Origin of the sequence: Sphingopyxis sp. L1A2A, from assembly GCF_005502465.1 — a bacterium.
In the GTDB taxonomy this organism is placed as follows: domain Bacteria; phylum Pseudomonadota; class Alphaproteobacteria; order Sphingomonadales; family Sphingomonadaceae; genus Sphingopyxis.
In genome coordinates this window covers 1-20,371 of sequence record NZ_SCOT01000016.1, presented here as the reverse complement: position 1 = coordinate 20,371, position 20,371 = coordinate 1, and the positions used below count along the sequence as shown (strand labels likewise).

14 protein-coding genes are annotated in these 20,371 nt (G+C 65.5%); 7 read left to right on the top strand and 7 right to left on the bottom strand.

Features of this window, described 5'->3' with window-relative positions; genetic code table 11:
- Positions 1 to 225 precede the first annotated feature (225 nt).
- Positions 226 to 2,334 (bottom strand): calcium-binding protein, encoded by a 2,109-nt coding sequence (locus FFS68_RS11000; RefSeq protein WP_171003834.1) that lies wholly within the window; start codon positions 2,332 to 2,334, stop codon positions 226 to 228.
- A gap of 361 nt (positions 2,335 to 2,695) precedes the next feature.
- Positions 2,696 to 4,267 carry a TolC family protein gene (locus FFS68_RS10995; RefSeq protein WP_137753244.1) on the bottom strand — a complete coding sequence of 524 codons (1,572 nt, stop codon included), beginning with the start codon at positions 4,265 to 4,267 and terminating at the stop codon, positions 2,696 to 2,698.
- Positions 4,268 to 4,631: 364 nt separating this feature from the next.
- Between FFS68_RS10995 and FFS68_RS17895 the strand changes: the two genes are divergently transcribed.
- The 5 genes from FFS68_RS17895 to FFS68_RS10975 all read left to right on the top strand — a co-directional run bounded on the left by FFS68_RS17895 (position 4,632) and on the right by FFS68_RS10975 (position 11,983).
- Positions 4,632 to 5,840 carry a sigma-70 region 4 domain-containing protein gene (locus FFS68_RS17895; protein WP_171003833.1) on the top strand — a complete coding sequence of 403 codons (1,209 nt, stop codon included), beginning with the start codon at positions 4,632 to 4,634 and terminating at the stop codon, positions 5,838 to 5,840.
- A 2-nt stretch (positions 5,841 to 5,842) separates the two neighbouring features.
- Positions 5,843 to 7,639, top strand: coding sequence for a type I secretion system permease/ATPase (locus FFS68_RS10990; RefSeq protein ID WP_171003832.1), 1,797 nt, complete (start codon positions 5,843 to 5,845; stop codon positions 7,637 to 7,639).
- Positions 7,636 to 9,000 carry an HlyD family type I secretion periplasmic adaptor subunit gene (locus tag FFS68_RS10985; protein WP_137753242.1) on the top strand — a complete coding sequence of 455 codons (1,365 nt, stop codon included), beginning with the start codon at positions 7,636 to 7,638 and terminating at the stop codon, positions 8,998 to 9,000. Before FFS68_RS10990 ends, FFS68_RS10985 begins: the two co-directional genes overlap by 4 nt.
- Before the next feature lie 101 nt (positions 9,001 to 9,101).
- Positions 9,102 to 11,306 carry a BamA/TamA family outer membrane protein gene (locus FFS68_RS10980; RefSeq protein ID WP_137753241.1) on the top strand — a complete coding sequence of 735 codons (2,205 nt, stop codon included), beginning with the start codon at positions 9,102 to 9,104 and terminating at the stop codon, positions 11,304 to 11,306.
- 260 nt (positions 11,307 to 11,566) lie between these two features.
- Positions 11,567 to 11,983, top strand: a complete 417-nt coding sequence (locus FFS68_RS10975; RefSeq protein ID WP_137753240.1) for a helix-turn-helix transcriptional regulator — start codon at positions 11,567 to 11,569, stop codon at positions 11,981 to 11,983.
- A 14-nt stretch (positions 11,984 to 11,997) separates the two neighbouring features.
- Here FFS68_RS10975 and FFS68_RS10970 read toward each other — a convergent pair whose 3' ends face one another.
- The 3 genes from FFS68_RS10970 to FFS68_RS10960 all read right to left on the bottom strand — a co-directional run bounded on the left by FFS68_RS10970 (position 11,998) and on the right by FFS68_RS10960 (position 15,634).
- Positions 11,998 to 13,104 carry a 2OG-Fe(II) oxygenase gene (locus FFS68_RS10970; RefSeq protein WP_137753239.1) on the bottom strand — a complete coding sequence of 369 codons (1,107 nt, stop codon included), beginning with the start codon at positions 13,102 to 13,104 and terminating at the stop codon, positions 11,998 to 12,000.
- A 194-nt stretch (positions 13,105 to 13,298) separates the two neighbouring features.
- On the bottom strand, positions 13,299 to 14,273 hold the full coding sequence (locus FFS68_RS10965; protein ID WP_137753238.1) for a hypothetical protein: 975 nt from the start codon (positions 14,271 to 14,273) through the stop codon (positions 13,299 to 13,301).
- Positions 14,274 to 14,365: 92 nt separating this feature from the next.
- Positions 14,366 to 15,634 carry a S8 family serine peptidase gene (locus FFS68_RS10960; RefSeq protein WP_137753237.1) on the bottom strand — a complete coding sequence of 423 codons (1,269 nt, stop codon included), beginning with the start codon at positions 15,632 to 15,634 and terminating at the stop codon, positions 14,366 to 14,368.
- Between the two features lie 126 nt (positions 15,635 to 15,760).
- On the opposite strand from FFS68_RS10960, the gene FFS68_RS10955 reads away from it, so the two are divergent.
- Both FFS68_RS10955 and FFS68_RS10950 read left to right on the top strand, forming a co-directional pair.
- The gene (locus FFS68_RS10955) at positions 15,761 to 16,249 is read left to right on the top strand and encodes an RNA polymerase sigma factor (RefSeq protein ID WP_137753236.1); all 489 of its coding nucleotides are present in this window, start codon (positions 15,761 to 15,763) and stop codon (positions 16,247 to 16,249) included.
- Positions 16,246 to 16,956 (top strand): anti-sigma factor, encoded by a 711-nt coding sequence (locus tag FFS68_RS10950; RefSeq protein WP_137753235.1) that lies wholly within the window; start codon positions 16,246 to 16,248, stop codon positions 16,954 to 16,956. Before FFS68_RS10955 ends, FFS68_RS10950 begins: the two co-directional genes overlap by 4 nt.
- A 10-nt stretch (positions 16,957 to 16,966) precedes the next feature.
- On the opposite strand, the gene cobA is transcribed toward FFS68_RS10950, so the two are convergent.
- Positions 16,967 to 17,755 (bottom strand): uroporphyrinogen-III C-methyltransferase, encoded by a 789-nt coding sequence (gene cobA, locus FFS68_RS10945; protein WP_137753234.1) that lies wholly within the window; start codon positions 17,753 to 17,755, stop codon positions 16,967 to 16,969.
- Complete coding sequence (locus FFS68_RS10940; RefSeq protein ID WP_137753233.1) at positions 17,745 to 20,342, bottom strand: nitrate reductase; 2,598 nt, start codon at positions 20,340 to 20,342, stop codon at positions 17,745 to 17,747. Before FFS68_RS10940 ends, cobA begins: the two co-directional genes overlap by 11 nt.
- Between the last annotated feature and the right edge of the window lie 29 nt (positions 20,343 to 20,371).

Sequence of the window (20,371 nt, the reverse complement as noted above, 5' to 3'; positions counted from 1 at the left end):
GATTCTTGCCCTGTCATCCTTGTGTCAAAATTGGCGGAAATCCCGGTTTCCTGCCATTCCCTGATGGGGACATCGCCAAATTTGGCGGGGCGCGGCATGGCTATTTCGTTGGGACATCGACAAAAATGTTTCGCGCTCCAGACACAAAAAGGAGGGCAGGCCGCGGCCTGCCCTCCAGTTAGCAGAGGTCCGTCGAGGAGTGGCTCCCCGTACGAAGCCTTGTCCTCAGACGAACGTGATCATGTCGTACGTCGCATTGCCCTGGCTGTACGCATTAATCGCAGCAACCGAGTCATAGGCACCCGCGGCTGCCAGTGCTGCGATCGGAGCCGAGGCGCCTTCCCAGAAGTCTTCGATGATGACCGAACCGGCCGCCGTGAAGACCAGGACATCGAGCGCGTCGCCTTGTCCATCCCAGTCGCCCGTGATGACCAGCATGTCGACGTTGGGATCGAAGCCGGGGTCGACATCGAACACCAGCGTATCGCGGTTCGCCAGGTTGAAGTCGCGGCCCGATCCCAGGAAGCCCGGTGCGCCGATCACATCATTGCCGAAGCCCGGCGATGCATCGGTCGAGTCGAACTTGAACAAGTCCTTGCCCGTGCCGCCCGACATATGGTCGTCGCCTTCGCCACCGGTGATCGAGTCGTTGCCCTGTTCACCTTCGATGTAGTCATCGCCAAGGCCACCATTGATGGTGTCATTGCCGGTGTCACCAAAGATGGTGTCATCCCCGTCATCGCCATTCATGACATCTTGGCCAAAGCCGCCTTGCATGAAGTCGTTGCCGTTGCCGCCCGACATGGTGTCGTTGCCGCCACCAGGAAGGCCCAGACCATCCGTCGCCAAGTCACCCGACATGACGTCGTCGCCATCGCCACCGAACATGGTGTCGTTGCCAGCTTCACCAGCCAGGAAGTCGTTGCCGTTGTTGCCGTTGATGGTGTCATTGCCGGTACCGCCAAAGATTTGGTCGTTGCCGTCATTGCCCGACAGATTGTCGTTGCCGGCGTTACCAAAGATCAGGTCGCTGCCAGCATCACCGTTCACAACATCGTTCCCGTTGTTGCCGCTGATGACGTCATTGCCGGTGCCACCGGAAATGTTGTCATTACCATCGTCGCCCGACAGAGTGTCGTTGCCGGCGTCGCCGCTGATAACATCGTCACCTTCGTCGCCGTTGACGGTATCGTTGCCGTTGCCGCCCGAGATGGTGTCGGCATCCGTGGTCGACGGATCGGTCGGATCAAAGAAGGGATCCCCGTTGCCGCGGATCACATCGTCGCCGTCGTCGCCGAACAGGTTGTCGTCGCCGCTCTGACCCCAGATGAGGTCGTCGCCGTCGTCGCCATGGACCAGGTCGTTGCCGTCGTTGCCGTTCAGCGTGTCGTTATCGGCACCGCCGCCGATGTCGTCGTCGTCGGCACCACCCTGAACGAAGTCGAGGCCGTTGCCGCCACGAATGACGTCGTTGCCGGCATCACCGTCCAGTTCGTCATCGCCGTCTTCGCCGAGCAACAAGTCGTTGCCTTCGCCGCCGTCGAGTTGGTCGAAACCATTGCCGCCGAGGATGGTGTCGTTGCCATCATCGCCCCACAGCAAGTCGTCGCCATTTTCGCCGAAGATCAGGTCGTCGCCGCCCTGACCAAAGACTTGGTCGTCGCCGTCACCACCCAGGATGACGTCGGCGTGACCGAGGCCCGGGTTATAGCCGCTTTGGTTATAGGCATAGTCGCCATCGGCGTTGCGGTTCGGCCCGCCGTCGCCAAAAATGACGTCATTGCCGGCGCCGCCCAACAACTGGTCAACTCCGTTGGCATTGGTGCCACCGTTGATGTAGTCGTCGCCGTCGCCGCCAAGCACGATGTCAGATTCGGTGCCGCCGTACAAATTGTCGTTGCCGGTGCCGCCGTCGATGAAATCATCGCCAGCACTGCCTTCGATACGGTCATCGCCCGATTGGCCATAGAGCGTGTCGTTGCCGGCATCGCCGCGGATGAAGTCGTTTCCGCCGCCACCCCAGGCCGTGTCGTTGCCGGCGCCGCCGAGCAGCGTGTCGTTGCCGTCGAGGCCGCCATTGTCATCGCCGGTATAGACAACGTTTCCAGGTCCGACGACGACGAACGACGCCTGATCGCCGATCAGCGTGTCGTTGCCGGTGCCGCCGTCGACGCGGTCATTGCCATAACGACCGATGACATTGTCGTTCCCGGCATCGCCATAGAGGTCGTTGTCGAGGTTATTGCCATACACGGTGTCGTTCCCACCATTACCGCGCGCATTATACGGCAGGGTGGAGGTGGAGACGATTGCGTTGAGGTCGATAAAATCCACCGCATTGGTTCCAAGTACCTGCCCGCGCGCGGTCGGCAGCTTCGGAGTGTTCGGTGCGTTAGAAGGTCCAACTGTAGGCATTTCGCTATCCTCTTCATTCATGGGTCGCAGGGATGCGGTTTCGCCGACTCGGCTTGATCATCCCCCCAATGGCCGCGAAAATTCGAGGCCATGACCAATGGATATGGCGGGTCACTGGGGCCGAATATTCCTGCTTGGGGACATGGCCGACAATTTTGTGAAGTGGTTCATTATGGGGCAGATCATCGCTTGGCGAGGGCACAAAAATTCGATCGGACGCGCAGATTTCCGCCGTTCCACCCCAGGTCGAAACGGCGTGGTCAGATTACAGAAACCGATCCTAATTCAGCTTGCGGCCGAGCGACGAGGTGGCTGGGCGCGATGAATTGATCGCCGCGGCGACGTCATTCTCGACGGTGCGGTCGGATGGGCGCCCCAGCGACGACGTCTGCGGCCGCGGCGATGTCGACGGGTTGGCGACGACCGCGCCCGTGCTGGCCATGATCGGTCGGCCCAGCGCGGACATGCCCGGACGATCGATGGTGTCGGCGCCGCAACAGCGGCCCTCGAGAATCGCTTTTGCATCGAGCTGCCCCGTCGCCGCCAGCAAACTGGCGCGGGCGACAAATTCATTGCGATGTGCGCGCTCGAGGGTGACGCGGGCGGATAGCAGTTCGTTCTGAGCGTTCAGCACATCGGTCAGGGTGCGGTTGCCGCCGACGGCCTCTTTCTTGATCCCTTCGGCCGCGGCCTCGATCGCGGTCACTGCGGCTTCGGCGGCGGTGATGGTGCTTTTTGCCGATTGCCAGCGGGTCCAGCTGCTGGCGACCTCTTCGGCGACGGTGCGCAGCGCCGCATCGGTTTGCGAGAAGCGTTGATCGCGGACGGCGCGCGCGCGGCGCACCTCGGCATGATCGCGCGGCAGGAAAATCGGTACCCGCACCTCCAGCCCATAATAGAGCGACGAGCGGTCGTCGGGATATTTGCCCGTGAAGTTGTTGGCCGCGCCGCCGGTCAGATAGTCATAGCCGCTCACCGCGTCGAGCTGCGGCAGCAAGGCGGCGCTGGCAAAGCGCACCCCCGATTTGCCGGCCTGGGCATTGAGCCGCGCCGCCCGCAAGCGCGGCGCGGTGTCCAATGCGATTTTCTGGGCCGCGGGCAATGAACCGGGCACCGCGGCCAACGGTGGCAACGGCGGCACCATCGTCCCCGATTGCCCGCTGACGGCGCGAAACTGGTGACCGTTGATACTGAGTTCCTCGGTCGCGGCGAGAACCCCGGCTTGCGACGTTGCGAGCCGGGCCCGCGCCAGTTCCTCGTCGGTGCGGGTCGCTTCGCCAAATTCGAGTCGGCGCGACGTCGCGCGCAACTGTTCGCCGATCGCCTCGCTCTGCGCCTGCGAATATTGCAGGATCTTGCGGTTGAGATGGACGTCGGCGGCACTCGTCAGCATTTCGAGCAGGATGTCCGACGTCGTTGCGTCGAGTCCCGCCGTGGTGGCGTCCAGCTCAGCCTTGGCAATCTTGACCGCGTTATAGGTGCGATTGCCATCGTAAAAGCGCAGCCGGGCTTCGATTCCGGCCTGGCTGGCGGTGAATTGCGAATCATTGGTGCTGCGGCCATTCTTGATGTCGATCTCGCGCCGCTGGACGGTGCCATTGGCCTCGATCGTCGGCAGATAGCCGGCCTCGGCGCCCTGCAACCGCGCCTCGGCGATTCGGACTTGCTGGCGCTGCGCCGCAATGTCGGGGTTCGATTGAATGACCTGGCGGGCGAGCGACGCCATCGTGCTCGATGGCGCGATACTGGGCGACATCGATTGCGCCATCAGCGGCGCGGAGCCGACCGCGAACGCCGCTACGGCGGCGGGCGCGCTCATCGCGCTCGCCAAGAATATCCATGATTTGCGCACGTCACCCCTCCTGAATCATCGCGGATTCGAGTGCCGACCCCTCTTGTTCTGATCTTGCCAGAGTAATGCGCGGGGGCAGGGCGGGAAACTACCCTAACGGATATGTCCGAGGGGATAATAGACTCAATCCGCCGAATCGAAATAGACAATGGGGGTCGCTTGCAGCCGTCACGGCAGGCGACGCTATCGAGAGATTCGCATCAATCGACAGCTAACGCCGGGTAGAAAATGCTTCAGGCAACCCCGGCGGGCGCGCGCGTTCTGGACCGTACTCAGAACATCGCGCCAGACATCATGGTCGCGCGTGCATCCCCTGTTGCGAGCTTTGGCTTCGTTGCGGGTACCATGTCTTATGGGGGCCATAATGTCTGCGACCATGGAATTTTCAACGCATTACGCAGAAGCAGTTCGCGACGATTTCGATCTCTTTGAAGGGGTCGATGAACATGATCATTCCAAAGGGGCGTCGGGTCATACCCACGCGCTTGATGTTGCGGCGAACACCCGTCGGCTGTGGCACGACTATCTGGCGCAATTCGACATTGCATCGGCCATCCTCACCGTCGCCTTTCCCGGTTCCGGTCCCCAGCGCCATGCCTTCCTGATCGGTTTTGATCATGTGCGCGGCGACATGGCGGTTACCCGGCAGCTGCTGACGATGGCGGATGATCTGTGGGCGCGGATCGGCGAGCAGCCAGTGCATCATTTTCATTTTTCGGGCGCAGCGTTCGGTCTGGGAATCGCCGCGGGCGGTGTCGGCGATGCAGCAGCAAATACAGCGCTGCACAGCGGCATCGCCATCCAGATGAAGCGTGACGGCAAGATCATTCGTGCGCTCTTCTTTCGCCAGGACGGCGCGGACCAATTCAGCGATCGCGATGCCGGTTCCTTGCAGTTGATCGCGCCGCTGCTGGCCGAATCGGCAACCGGTACCGCGCAACTGGCGCACCAATCGCAACGCTCCGCCATGCTGGAGGGGATGTTTGACCGGGTTTCCCTGTCGATGGCGCTGCTGTCGGCCGATGGTCAACCGCTGTTCCTGAACAGCGCCGCCGCGGGGTTGGTTGAGCAGCGCAAATGGCTGATCCGCGGCGCCGACGGAACCATCGTCGCCGCCAACCCGGGGCAGGCAAAACAGCTGCGCGAAAGCATCCGGCGCGCCGCGACGGCGACCGCCGATGCGCCGGTCGAAGATGTCTTCCGGCTCGATTGCCGCGACGGCGAGTGGCGCCTTGCTTATGTGATTTCGGCCAAGTCGCGGACGGGCGACGGCACGACCCGCTGCGCGATGGTGATCATCATGGGACCGGGCAAGGTCGATGCGCCGACGTCGTTGCTTGAAGCGCTTGGGCTATTGCCATCCGAACAGCGTTTTCTGGGTCATTTTCTGAAATCCAGCAGCCTGTGCAACGCCGCCGAAGGATGCGGTCTGTCGGAAGAAACCGCGCGAACCTATCTGAAGCGGGTGCGCGCCAAACTGGGCGTGCATCGCCAGATGGAGCTCGCCGGGTTGATCTCGGGGCTCGTGCTGCCGCTGCATGCCGCGGACAGCCCGGCGATCTGGGAGCGTTAAACATGGCCTGGAACGCCATCGCGGCCCGGCGCGCGCCCGCCAATCCCGACAATCTGTTGCGAAATCTTTTGCGCCCCCAGCGCGCGATTGCGGTCCGGCTGATCCTGTTCTCGGCGATCACCAATATGGCGGCGCTCGCCATGTCGCTGTACATGATGCAGGTCTTCGACCGCGTCCTGACCAGCCAGAGCAAGGACACCTTGTTCTTTCTGGCGCTGGCGATCACCTTGGTGATCGGGCTCGGTTCGATTCTCGACGGCATCCGCCAGCAGGTCGCCAATCGGGTCGGGACCTGGATGGCCCAGCAACTCGGCCCGTCGCTGCTGATCCGCTCGCTCGAACAGCGGCTGATCGCGCCGAACACCCGGCTCGAAGCGCTGCGCGAAATGGCGCAGGTGAAAAATTTCATCTCGACGCCGACGGTGTTCAGCGTCGTCGATATGCTGTGGGTGCCCTTTTATCTGCTGGTCGTATTCTTGCTGCACCCGATATTCGGGCTGATCGCGGCGATCGGCGCGGTGACCCTGTTCGGGCTGACCTGGTATAATGAACGCATTACCCGCACCGCGATCAGCGAGACGCAGTCGCTCGCCGCAAGCAATATGCAATATGCCGAGTCGCTGGTGCGCAACAGCGAAGTCATCGATGCGATGGGGATGGGGAAAGACACCGTCGCGCACTGGCGGACCCGCTATGTTGCCGAGACCGAAGCGGTCGACGCAACCCAATTTCAGTCGAGCAGAATTTTGGCATGGATGAAATTCGTCCGCAATCTGGTGCAGATCGCAGTGCTGGGGGTCGGGGCCTTGCTGGTGCTCGACCAACAACTGACCGGCGGCGCGATGATCGCCGGGTCGATCCTCATCGCGCGGCTGCTCGCGCCGATCGAGGCGGCGATGAGCTATTGGAAACAATTCGTGCTCGCGCGCGAAAGCCTGCAACGCCTGTCGCAATTCTGCGACCTGCCGACGCCGCGGCCATCACAGATGGCGTTGCCGAAACCGACCGGCGCCATGGCGATCGAAAATCTGACCTACGCCGTGCCGGGCATGAAGGGCGCGATCCTGAAAAACGTCAGCTTTGCGATCGAACCGGGGATGTCGCTCGCGATCGTCGGTCCGTCGGCGTCGGGCAAGACGACCTTGTCGCGCCTGCTCGTCGGCGTGCTGAAGCCCATTTCGGGCCATGTCCGCCTCGACGGCGCCGACACCTTTGACTGGATGCGCAGCGATTTCGGTCCGAACGTCGGCTATCTGCCGCAGGATGTCGAACTGCTGCCCGGCACGATCCGCGAGAATATCGGCCGCTTTCGTCCCGACGCCGTCGATACCGATGTGATCGCGGCGGCAAAGCTCGCCGATTGTCACGAGATGATCCTGCGCCTCGACGGCGGTTATGATTGTCTGCTCACCGACGGCGGATACCAGCTGTCGGGCGGCCAGCGGCAGCGCGTCGGCCTGGCGCGGGCGCTGTTCGGCCTGCCGCCGCTGGTGGTGCTCGACGAGCCGAACGCCAGCCTCGATGCCCGCGGCGATGCGGCCTTGCTGGCGACGATCAAGAAATTGAAGGCATTGAACATGACGACGATCATCGTCTCGCACCGTTCCAATTTGCTCGAACTCGCCGACAAGATCCTCCTACTGATGGATGGCCAAGTCGCGAAATTCGGCGACGCCCGGACGGTGGTCGAAGAAATGTCCGGGAAACGGCGGGCGATTCCAACCGGCGAGGCACCGCCTCCGAGCGATCCCGCCAAGACGCCCCCGGCGATGTTCAAACAAAAGGGGATGGAGGCATGAACATTCCCTTTCAGCTGGGCGGTGACCATGAACCGGTGCGCCTGGCGCTTCCCGCGCCTGATGGCGACAGCGGTGGCCCCAAGGTCAGCGGATCGTTTCGGCTGGCGCTGATTTCGATCGGCCTGTTTGTCCTCGCCTTTGTTGTCTGGAGCTGGGCGGCGCCGCTCAACAGCGCTGCGATCGCGAGCGGGTTTCTGGAAGCGGCAGGCGGCGGACGGCGAACGGTCCAGCATCTGGAGGGCGGCATCGTCAGCCGCTTTCTGGTGGCCGAGGGGCAGCAGGTGCGCGCCGGGCAGCCGCTGGTGCTGTTCGACGCGACCCAGAGTGATGCGTCCGACGCCGCGATACGATCGACCTTTTTCGGCCTGCTCGCGCAGGACGCGCGGTTGTCGGCGGAGCGGCTGGGGCTGCCCACGGTGCGCTATTCGGCCGAACTGCTGGCGGCGGCAGACGACCCCGAGGTCAAGGAAATCATCGCCGCGTCCAATGCCGAATTTGCTTCGCGGCGCCGCGGCTTGTCGGAACAGGCGCAGATCCTGTCGCAGCGGATCGGCCAGTCGCGTGCCGACATCCGCAGCTCGGACGCCCAGATTGTGGCACTCACCGACCAGGCAAAGCTGCTCGAAGACGAACAGATGGGCGTCGATATGCTGGTCGATGAGGGGCTCGAACGTAAATCGCGGCTGCTCGCGTTGCAGAGGCAGAAGGCGTTTGTCGATGGCGAGCGCGGCAAGCTGACCAACAATCTGGACCGGCTGCGCGACACGATCGGTGAAACGCGCGCCCAGATGGTGTCGTTGCGCGGGCAGATGGTGATGGAAGCGGCGGGTCAGCAGCGCGAAGTCCAGCTGCGGATCGCCGAGGCGCGCGAAAAGCTGAAGGTCAGCGGCGACATTCGAAGCCGCCAGCAGGTGGTGGCGCCGGTCGATGGCCGGGTCGCCAATTTGCGGCTGATCACGCCCGGCGGGGTGATCGGTGCCGGTCAACCGATCCTCGACATCGTGCCGACGTCCGAAAAGATCGTGGTGTCGGCGCGCCTGCGGCCCAACGACATCGACATGGTCCATTCGGGGCTGGAGGCAGAAATCAAGCTGACGCCCTATAAAGCGCGCGTCATTCCGAATTTGCTTGGCGTCGTCAAAGAGGTCAGCCCGGATGCGATCTATGACAAGGACGCGCAGCAGGTTTATTATAAAGTGATCGTCGAAATATCGGCCGAGCAGCTGAAGAAATACCCCGATGTCCAGCTGATGTCGGGCATGCCCGCGGAAGTTTACATCGACCTGGGGTCCAGTTCTTTGCTGCAATATTTGTTCCAGCCGATGATCGACAGTTTCAATCGATCTTTCCGGGAAGGATGACCCCGAAGCGGCTCTCACCACAATGAGAGCCAGGGGTTGGCCGGCGCAAAAGGGGGAAGAGGTTGTCGGGGTACGGAATCTTGTTCCGGGGTGTCCATCAGATGGTGCAGGGGACTGCGCTGGGCGTCGCGGTGACATTTGGTTTCGGCGAGACGGCACCGCTGCACGCGCGCGAGCCGGTCATCCTCCAATCGTCACCGCATCCGGCGCTGCGCCAATCGACCGCTATGGCACGGGTGCTGTCGCTGACCGAAGGCCAGCCGCTCGGTCGCGGCCAGCCGCGGACAGCGGCGATGGCGCGCGCCGCCGGATCCGACGATCTTGTTTCGACGGTGCAGATGGCGCCCGAACCGGCAGACGCCATCTGGCCTGTCGGCGGTCCGATCGCCGACGATGGTGCCGATCCCCATGCATCATTTGTGATCGACTGGGACGCGCCGACAGCGCCCGTGATGGCCGCGGCGGATGAAGCCGCGGGCGCCGAACCGCCGTCACCGGCAGCGGTCGAGCGCGGCGCGGCGAAAATCGTGGCGGCGCCTGCGCCATTCCCGGCCTTCGACCCCGATGTTTCCGCCGCGCCCTGGCTGGAGACCGCGGGCGCGCGGCGGCAGGCGCTGATCGCGCGCGGCGCCGACGCATGGCAAAGCGGCGGGTGGGCCGGTGGCGACTGCCCGGACACGGGGAGCGAACCGCTTGGCAGCAAGCGTTCGTCACCCGCGACGCAGTCCGACGACCGGGTCGGCGGCGGCAAGGGGACGAAGCGCAGCCGTGTGTCACGCACCGCGGCGAAGTCGGTGCCGACGCGGCTGGAGCCGGTCTTCACGGCGCGTTTTCCGCCGTCGGCGCCCGTCACCGCGTTCGATGCGCCGGCGCTGCCCGCCGACATGGTGCATCTCTCCTGCGTCATTGCGGCGCAGAACCGCATGGGGCCGCCGTGCTTCGCGATCGGCGGCGCCAAGCGGACCGGCCGGCAAGCGGCGGCGAGCCTGCGCAAATTTCCGGCGTTCGATGCCGATGTGTCGACCGCGCCCTGGCTGGGCGATCCCGGTTCGCGGCGCGCCGCACTGGCTGCGCGCCCCGATGCTTCCCAATTGGGAGCGGCCGCGGACGATAGCGCGATGGCAGGCGAAAGCGACGTCGAAGCGGTGACCGACATCGCGACGGGCATCGACGGCGCCGACGGCCAGGCCAGTGAAACCGACCCGCTGTCGATCAAGACGTTGCCGCGCGGCGGCCTTGCCTTTTCGGGCGGCTATTCCTCGCTCGAAGGGCCGATCGGCACGGTCAAGATTGCCCGCACCAATATCGGCGCTCCCGGCCGCGACATCACCGCGTCGGTGCGCTATTCGAAGATCCAGCGGCTGGCCGAGTTCGGGGTCGCCGACGCCAATTTCATGGGCAGCAAGCTGTCGGTGGCGCCGACCTTCTTTTATTCGCAATCGACGGCGGTCGGGTTCGACGAACAGGAAAAATCCTCGGTGTTCCGGCAAACCGCGCGCGGGGTGAATGTCTACCTCGGCAAGCCGCTGGGGCGCGGTTTGCGCGTTGCGGCCAATTATCGCTATGCCGACGAGGATTTCGTCATCCGCCAGAAAAACGCCCAGTGCGATGTCGGGCTTCACGGCAGCCCCTTTTGCAATGCGCTCGGCCAGTCGACGAGCTCGGTGCTCAGCGTTTCGGTCAGCCTTGATCGCCGCGACAGCACCGTCGATCCGACGCGCGGGTTCCAGTTGCGGGTGACGCAGGATGTTGCTGGACCGGGCGGCACCACGCGCTATGTGCGGACGCGTGTCGGCGGCAATTTTCATCGCCGGCTCAGCGGCAATATCGATGTTTCGCTGGGTATCGAGGGCGGGCTGATGAAGCCGATCGGCGGCCGCGAGATTCCGCTGTTCGACCGCTTCTATATCGGCGGCAACAGCATGCGCGGTTTCGACCTGCGCGGCATCGGACCCAAGGTGGTGCCGTTGACCGCCCCTGCGGGCCTGACAACGGCGGTCGGTGGCCGCGCTTATTATGTGGGGCGGCTGGAAGTGTCGTTTCGGCTCGACGGGGCGATGGACAAATTCGGCGTGTCGCCCAGCCTTTTCGTCGATGCCGGTTCGGTGTTCGGCGCCTCCAAAGCCGAACTGTTGCCGGGCGAGCGGCTGATCGGCAATTCGGCAAAGCCGCGGGTCGCGGTGGGTGTCGGCCTGTCGTTCAATGCCGGCCCCGGCAAGCTGCGCTTCAACCTCGCGCAACCGGTCGTGCGTCAGAACGGCGACCGGGCCAAGACATTTTCGATCGCGCTGGGCACCGCGTTCTAGCCCCCGATCCCAGCGCAGCGTTCGGCCGCGACATGTGCGATCGCGGGACAGGCGGATTTTCGCATGTCCCCATCGGGGAATGGCGGAAAACTGCGATTTCTGAGATTCACTGTCTATCGTGGCGCGGTGCTTGAGGGGGCGTCAATGGATGCGGATATCATCAGCGAAAGCGGCTTGATTCCAGGGCGTGCCGAGCGCGGCGAACGTCGGCGTTGCCTGCTCCGCGCCCCGCAGTCTGCGCGCGGCGAAACATTATCGCCATGAGCGCCTCGGCCCACCCGATCGAATTTGAAATGGTCGAACCCTTGCCGACGCGGCTGCGCCGGTTTCGCGAACAGTGCGGGATCAGCCGGTCCGAACTTGCGGTTCGCACGGGATTGAGTCGGCCAACGATCTGGGCGTGGGAGTCGGGCAAGACGCAGCCGCGGCTGAGCAACCTGCGGGTGCTGGCCGGCGTGCTCGGCATATCGCAACTCGAACTCGTCGGCGGCCTCGAGGCGGCGTCGCAGGACGACGAGCTCGACATGATGATGTCGACGGGCTGGCAACATGGTGAGATTCCGGCCGGTCTTGCCAATCCACAGCGGCTGAGCATCATGATCTATGCCGCGAAGCTGAGCATCGCGGCACTCGCCGGCATCAAAGCCCAGAATGTGAAAATCTCGATCGAACTTTGATCTGGTGAAAGCGGCTATTTTCGATAGACGCCGACCCCGTCGCCCAGATACTGGTTGTTGGCCTCGCGCTGCGCCGCGGCGGCATCGTCATAAAGAAAGGGCAGGAAGGCGTAGCGCCGTCCCTTGGTGACCGGCGTCGCTTCGTGGAGCAGGCTGCAGCCAAAGATGATCGCGCCGCCGGGCGGCGCGCGATAGGTCCGGGTGCCGAACTCGGGAAACCGCAGCTCGCCGCCGTCGAATTCATCATTCAGATTGATCGTCACCGCAAAGCGGCGATGCGCGGTGCCCATGGTCGTGTTGTCGCGGTGGGCGCGAAAATGGGCGCCGACCGACGCGTCATAACAAGCGACAATATATCGCTCCATACGCGTCACGTCGAAATTATACGCGCGTTGAATGGCCGGCCGCAGGCATCGATTGACCCGCACATTGAGCATCCGGCACAGCGCATCATCCTTGATCGTGACATCGGACCGGCGCTTGTGGCCATGGTCGATGATCGTCACCGTCTTGCCGCCGACGTCGCGCATGAAGCCCGACTCCTGGCCGCCATCGGCGTCGTACAGCTGGATCAGCGTCTGACAGGTTGCCAGGTCAAGCACCCGCGGGACGAGCAGCACCGGCGCCCAATCCTCCGGCGCGGCTTCGTCGATCAGGCTTTCGACCAGCGCCAGTGCGTCCTGCACGTCCGCAATGAAAAAGCGCCCCGCGACGCGCAGCTGGCGGTCGAGGATCATGATATAGGGTTCGTACAGGTCCGATCCGTCGCGGCAGGCGCCATAGGCGGTGCTGACTGCGCGATCGTCGTCGAGGATATAGCGGATGCCCGGAATCCGGGTTTTGATCCGGCCCGCGGGTTCATCGTCCGGATCGACCGTGATTCCGAAAAAACAGCATTGGCGGTCGTCGAAGCGATCCGCGGAACCGATCAGTATGTCATGCGCCGCTTTGATCTCGTGCGTCGCAGCGGTTCCCATGAAAAACAGGACAGTGACGCGGCCGGCGACGGTGTGAAAACTATAGTGCGGGTTCACATCCAGAACATGGGCTTTGAACCATGGCCCAGGTGAACCGAAACCCGGTTTCGGGATTGAATCGACACTCTTCAGCAATTGATTCATGAAATCGCCCCCCGCCCCCGCGTGATGCCCAAGTTTTTTAGCATCGCGGGCAAGGGCGCACAAGCGCCCTCGCGCCGGTGCCGGCTGATCGAAATCAGGACAGCGGTCTGATCGGAAGGGACGGAGCGCCCGAGCGGCAAAAAAATACGCCGGCGCAAAGGCCGGCGTATTCCCTCTTTCGAGATACCAAATCGTCAGTCGGCGCGGGTGTTGCCGCGATCGGCGCGATTGCTTTTTTGGGCAGCCTGCGGTGCGGGCTGGCTGCTGGGTTCGCTCGCCGACTGGCTCGCGGGCCGGTTGGCAGGCTGGCTTGCGGCCTCGTCCTGCTGATCGGCGGTTTTTTTCAGCTGACCCTTGGTCATGCCGGTGACCAGCACGTCGCCAGAGCCCGCAAAACTGGCGGCAGGCAGCGTGGCAACGCGGTTGCCGACTTCGACGGTCACCGCCTGCACGACACCGCTGCCGGTCTGGCGCAACGTCTGGACATAACCGATCACTTTGCCGCGCGGGTCGGTGACGGGCATGCCCGGTTCGACCGCGAACATGCCGCTGCCGTTCGCGGCGCCGCTGCCCGCGGCGGCCAGCTGGCCCAGTCCGCCCTGAAAACTGCCCGCGACCGAGCCAGCGCCGCTGGCACTGCCTGAGACGCCTGACAGCGCGCCACCGGCCCGATCGCGGACAGTCCCGACCGCACCGCGCGCGGTGCCGGTGACGGTCGAAGCGGTGCCCCGCGCGGTGCCAACCGCGCCGCGTGCGGTCTGACCCACAAAGTCGGTGCCGACCGCCTGAGCGTCGATGGCGCCGCTACCCGCGGCGTTGCCCGATCCATTGGCGCTGCCGCCCAGGCGGTTGCCGAGCAGGTCGCCATTGCCGTTGGCCGAGCCTTTGCCGTTGGCATCGGCGCTGCCTTTGCCTTGGACCCGGCCCGAGCGGCGATCGATCTGGGTGTCGCCGCGGCCCGAACCGCCGAGCTCGCCGGCGGAACCAAGGGTGCCGCCGATCGGACCGGTCGGATTGCCGAGCGTCCCGCCCAGCCCACTACCGAGCCCGCCGCCGAGCCCGCCACCAAGCCCGCCGCTGCCGCCCAGCAACTGCGCCGACGCCGGGGCCGAAAATGTCATCGCCGCCGCGGCCAGCGCGAGGCTCGAAATGAAAATGCGATTAGCCATTGTTCGTCTCCTGAATTTGCGACCCGAAGGGGCGGGTCTGAGAGGAGAACGATGGGGCTGGCGAAATTCTTCCGAAAAAAAGCCCGCCGGGGTTACTGGCCGCCGCAGCGCCCGCAGATCAGGCCATGGCCATAGATTTTGTCGCGGCCCGTCTTGCCCAGATCGCGGGCCTCGACGACCAGTGCGGTGACCGCGGCCGCGATATGGCCGGTCGATGCGGCGGGATAATGGTGCGCGAGCCGCCCGGCGACCAGCGGCGCGGCAAACGAGGTGCCGCGCAGCCGTTCGGCCGTCGCCGCGCCGGTGGCGGCGAGCACCATGGCACCGGGGGCCGCGAAATCGACATGCAGCGCCCGTCCGGCTTCGGTCAGGACGCGCTGTTTGGCATCGACGCCGGTCACCGCGAACACACCCTTATAGGAGGCGGGATAGGCGGGCGGTGCGGCGGGACCGTCGTTGCCGACCGCCGCGACGATCAGCATGCCGCGCTGCTGGGCGCGCGATATCGCGATGGCGAGCAGCTTGTTGTCGGGGCCGACCAGGCTGATCGTCGTCACCGCGACTCCGCGCCCGGCGAGCCAGCCGAGCGCCCGCGCGATGGCGCTCGCGTTGCCGCCGGCCGGGTCGGTGCCAAAGACATCGGCGGCAAGCAGCGATTGCCCCGGCGCCGCGCCGCGCACGGCGCCGTTGCCGATCAGCAGCGATGCGACCGCCGTCCCGTGGCGACTGGCGGTCGGTGCGCCGCTGGCAAAGCCGCGTTGCTCGACCCGGCCCGCCACCGACGGATGCGCGGCGACGCCGCCGTCGATCAGGCCCAGCGGCGTTGCGGACGATCGGGCGGGAGCAGTGGCCAGCGCCGCGGCGGGCAGCAACCCGCCCGGTCCGCTGGCAAAATAGAGATGATCGGCATCGATGGCGGCATCGGGGAGGCGCTTGGCGAGGCGCTTTTGCGCCCGCGCCAGGCTTTGCCCGGGCGGCACGGCAAAGCGGGCGATTTCCAGATCGAGCCCGTCGATGCGATCGCGATCGATCAGTTTGAACCCGTCGCTTTGCGCGCGCGCAATCATCGCGTCGTCGATGCCGGTGGCGATCAGGATGCCGCGAACCGCAGGCTGGCCGTTGCGGTCGGGCTCGATCCGGTCGCGCTGGGTGCGCAAGATGTCCGTGATCCGGCCCAATCGTGCCTGCGCCAATGTATCGCCCACCGCGATCAGCGGCTGGTTGCCAAGGTCGGGGAGGGGGGGCAAGGTGCGCGCCGCGTCGGGAAGCTGAACCGAAGGCAGCGCAATCTGGGCGCGCAGCTGCGGCGCATTCCCCAACAACAGGCCGATCATCAGCAACAGGGCGGTCAGATATCGCACGAAAATTCCTCGTTCGGGCGGGGTGGCGGCAGGGGGCCGCAGCATGATTTGGAAAAACTTTAGCATGTCGCGGAAGAAACGATAGGATCGCGTCGTTTCTTCCCCAGCTGTGATGAAAAGGCGGATATGCGCTTCGAAGAGGAACTGGTGGCCCTGTTGCCGCGCTTGCGCCGGTTTGCGCGCGGCTTGACGCGCCACGCCAGCGATGCCGACGACCTGTGTCAGGCGGCCATCGAACGCGCCTTGAAATCACGCGATCAGTGGCAACAAGGAACAAGACTGGATAGCTGGATGTATCGCATCACCCGCAACCTCTGGATCGACGAGCGCCGCGCCGCCGGCCGCCGTGGTCCGCATCAATCGATCGACGGCGACGTCGTACAGATCGCCGGTGACGGGATCGCCGAGGTCGAGGCCGGCGCTTTGTGCGGCGATGTCGATGGCGCGATGGCGCGTCTGCCCGACGAACAGCGCGAGGTCGTTATGCTCGTGCTCGTCGAAGGCTATGCCTACCGCGAAGCCGCGGACATATTGGAGGTGCCGATCGGCACTGTCACCTCGCGCCTGGCGCGCGGACGCGAAACCTTGATCCATCATCTGGGAGAGGCAGCATGAGCTTTGACCCCGACATTGTCGCGGCGTTCGTCGACGGCGAACTCGACGATCTGACCTTCCGCCGGGTCGAACGCGAGGCGGCTGGCGACGCTGCGCTGGCGGCAGAGATTGCGCGTCTCCGGGCGCTGCGGACCCAATTGACCGCGCACTACGCCCCCGTCGCCGAAGAAGCAGTGCCCGAGCGGCTCAGCGCGCTGCTGGTCATGGATGACAAGGTCGATACCAGCCTGAACGGCCGCCGCGCGGCCAGGCGTTCGCGCTTGGAACCGATGCACTGGGGGGCGCTTGCGGCCTCGCTGGTGCTCGGCCTGACGATCGGGTTGCAGCCGTGGGCGCCGACCGCCGATGTGACGAGCGAAAATGGCGTGCTCGTGGCGTCGGGACCGCTGGCCGATGCGCTCGACACCCGGCTGGCATCGAACCAGCCCGCCGACGCGGCGGTGCGGATCGGGCTCAGCTTCCGCGACAACGCCGGTCGCTATTGCCGAAGTTTTGAGAGCGGTGCGATCGACGGCATCGGCTGCCGAGCCGGCGGCGGCTGGCAGTTGGAACGCACCCGGCGCGGCCAAGCGCGTGGCGATTACCGACAGGCTGCGTCGGGCGAACTGGCCGCGATGGCGGCGGACATGATGGCCGGCGAACCGCTGGACGCCGATGCCGAACGCGCCGCCCGCGACGGTGGCTGGGCCGCGCGCCAGGCGCAATAATGCTGGCCGATCAAAGGTCGGCGCGCGCCTTGCTTCCGATCGGTTCGCGAATCTCTGCCCGCGTCAATTGGCGCATCGCCTCACCCACCAGGATCAGCGTCGGCGCCTTGTCGGCGAGCGCACGCGTGGCGAGCCCGAGCAGGTCGAGCCGGGTCGTCAGCTGTTTTTCGCTGGGCAGGCTGACGTCGCAGACGATCAGCACGGGCGTGTCCGCCGCCATCCCCGCCGCGATCAGCTCGCGCGAAATGGCGTCGGCGGCGCTGCGTCCCATGTAAAAGGCCAGCGTGGTGCCGGCTTTCGCCAGCGCGTCCCAGTCGAGGTCGAGCGCTTCGCCGCGCTGGCTGTGCGCGGTGACGAAGCGCACGTCGCGCGCGACCCCGCGTAGCGACAGCGAAAGGCCCGCCGATGCCGCCGCGGCGCTGGCGGCGGTGATGCCGGGGCAGACATCGACCGGATGCCCTGCGGCGCGGAGCGCCGCGATTTCTTCGGCGGCGCGGCCGAACAGCGAAGGGTCGCCGCCCTTCAGCCGGACGACGCGCTTGCCCGCGGCGGCGGCGGCCACCAGCAGCGCGTCGATCGCACCCTGATCCTTTGAATGACGGCCCGATCGCTTGCCGACGCTGACCTGCTCGGCGTGCGGCGGGATCAGCGCCAGGATTGCGGGTCCGACCAATGCGTCGGTAAAGACGATGTCCGCGGCCTCGATCAGCCGCACCGCCTTCATCGTCAGCAGCTCGGGATCGCCCGGCCCGGCGCCGACCAGCCAGACGCTTCCCGGCGCAAAATCGTCATGCGGCATCGATCTTCTCCTCGGCGATGAGTTTGGCGAGCGCGGGGCGGCACGACCCGCAATTGGTCCCGGCGCCGATCGCGGCGCCGATCGCGGCGACATCGGCCAGGCCTTGATCGCGGATCGCGGCGGTGATGGTATTGAGTCCGATGTCGAAACAGACGCAGATGATCGGCCCGGCATCGATCTGGGCGCCCGGCGCGCGCCCGGCTAGCAGGGTCGGGGCGACGTTGGGCGCCGACAGCTGCGCAATCAGCCAGTCGCGCGGTGGCAGCTCACCGGTTTCGGTGACGAACAGCGCCGCGGCGAGCCGCCCGTCGGCGACGATTGCGATCCGGCGGGTGCCGCGCCCGGCATCCTGCGCCTCGATGCGCTCGCCTTTGGGCAGCAGCGCCTCAATGGCGCGCAGGTCGCTATTGCCCGCAAGCTCCCACAGGGCGCCCGACGGCACCGCGATCCGCGTCGCCCACAGGCAGGCGGGGCGATCGGCGATGTCACGGGCCAGCAGCAGGAAGCCGCGCCATTTCGCCGCGACCGGGGCGATCGCCGCCGGGGTGCGTTTGAACCCCGGTTGGCCCGACACCGGATCGACGAGCGGGCGCGACAGGAGCCCGGTGCGACCGCCGCTGCTGGTCCGGTCGGTCCAGTGGATCGGCACGAACATTTCGCCGCGCCGCTGCCCGGCGTGGAACGCGACGCGAAAGAGGCTGTCGCCCTGCGGCGTATCGACGCGCGCGAGGCCGCCGTCGGTGAGATTGAGCGCCGCGCCGTCGTCGGGATGCACCTCGACCAGTGGCTCCTCGCGGTGCCGCGCCAGCTTGGGCGCGAGGCCGGTGCGCGTCATCGTGTGCCACTGGTCGCGGTAACGCCCGGTGTTGAGCGTCAGCGGCCATTTGGCGAGCGGTTCGGGCAGCGCCTTCTGGACGACCGGGACCAGTCGCGCGCGGCCGTCGCCCGTTGAAAAGCGCCCGTCGGCAAAGGGGTGGTCGCCGCCCCAGCGAAACGGCGCCATGTCGTCATAAGCAGCATTGCCGCCCTGCGCCGCGCCGGGCAGCGCGAACAGGCGGTCGCCGTCATTGTCATAAGTCGATAGGCGGCAATGCTCGCGCCAGATGTCGGCGGGGCGGTCATAGGTGAAGGCGTTTTTCCACCCCATGCGCCGCGCCACTTCCTTGATGATCCACCAGTCGGGCATCGCCTCGCCGGGCAGCGGGAACAGCGCGCGCTGACGGCTGACGGTCCGGTCGCTGTTGGTGACGGTGCCGTCCTTTTCGCCCCAGGCGGCGGCGGGCAGGCGGACATGGGCAAAGGCGCCGGTGTCGGTCTTTTCGATCACGTCGCTGACGACGACGAACGGACAGTCGGCCAGCGCCGCGCGCACCCGGTTGGCGTCGGGCATCGACACCGCGGGGTTGGTCGCCATCACCCACAGCGCCTTGATCCGTCCCTCACCGATGCTGCGGAACAGATCGACCGCTTTCAGTCCCGGTTTTTCGGCGATCGCCGGCGCGGCCCAGAAACGCTGAACGCGCGCGCGGTTCTCGGGGGCAAAATCCATATGCGCGGCAAGCGTGGTTGCCAGCCCGCCGACCTCGCGCCCGCCCATCGCATTGGGCTGGCCGGTGATCGAGAAGGGCGCGGCGCCGGGTTTGCCGATGCGTGCCGTGGCGAGATGGAGGTTCAGGATCGCGTTGACCTGATCGGTGCCGGCGGTCGCCTGGTTGATCCCTTGGCTGAACATCGTGACGGTGCGCGGATGGGCGGCGAACAGCTCATAGAAACGCCTGAGGTCGGCGGCCGGCACTTCGCATGTCCGTGCCACCGACCACAGGTCGCTCCCCTCTCCAAGCTGGTCCCAGAAATTGTCGGGCACCGCGACATGTGCGGCGAGGTAAGTCTGATCGACCACGCCCGCCTCGCGGCAATAGTGCAACAGCCCGTTCATCAGCGCGACGTCGCTGCCGGGGCGGATCGCAAGGTGCAGGTCGGCCTCGTCGGCGGTTTCGGTGCGCCGCGGGTCGATGACGACCAGCTTGGCGCCCGCGTCGCAGCGCGCGCGGATGCGCTGATAGACGATCGGGTGGCACCAGGCGGTGTTCGACCCGACAAGAACGATCAGGTCGGCCGCATCGAGATCGTCATAGGTGGCGGGGACGACGTCCTCGCCGAACGCGCGCATGTGCCCGGCGACCGCGCTCGACATGCACAGCCGCGAATTGGTGTCGATATTGCCGGTGCCGATGAAGCCTTTCATCAGCTTGTTGGCGACATAATAATCCTCGGTGAGCAGCTGGCCCGAGACGTAGAAGGCGACGCTGCCCGGGCCGTGGCGGGCGATGGTCTCGCGGAATTTCTTCGCGACAAGATCGAGCGCCTTGTCCCAGCTGGCGCGTTTCTGACCGATCATGGGGTGGAGGAGGCGGCCTTCGAGTCCGACGGTCTCGCCCAGATGCGTACCCTTCAAGCAGAGCTTGCCGCGGTTCGCAGGATGGTCGGGATCACCCGCGATCTCGACCTGTCGCGCGCCGGTGACGGTCGCACTGATGCCGCAGCCGACGCCGCAATAGGCGCAGGTGGTGCGGATGGCGGTCATCATTCCCCTCCCTCATAGGGAGGGGTTAGGGG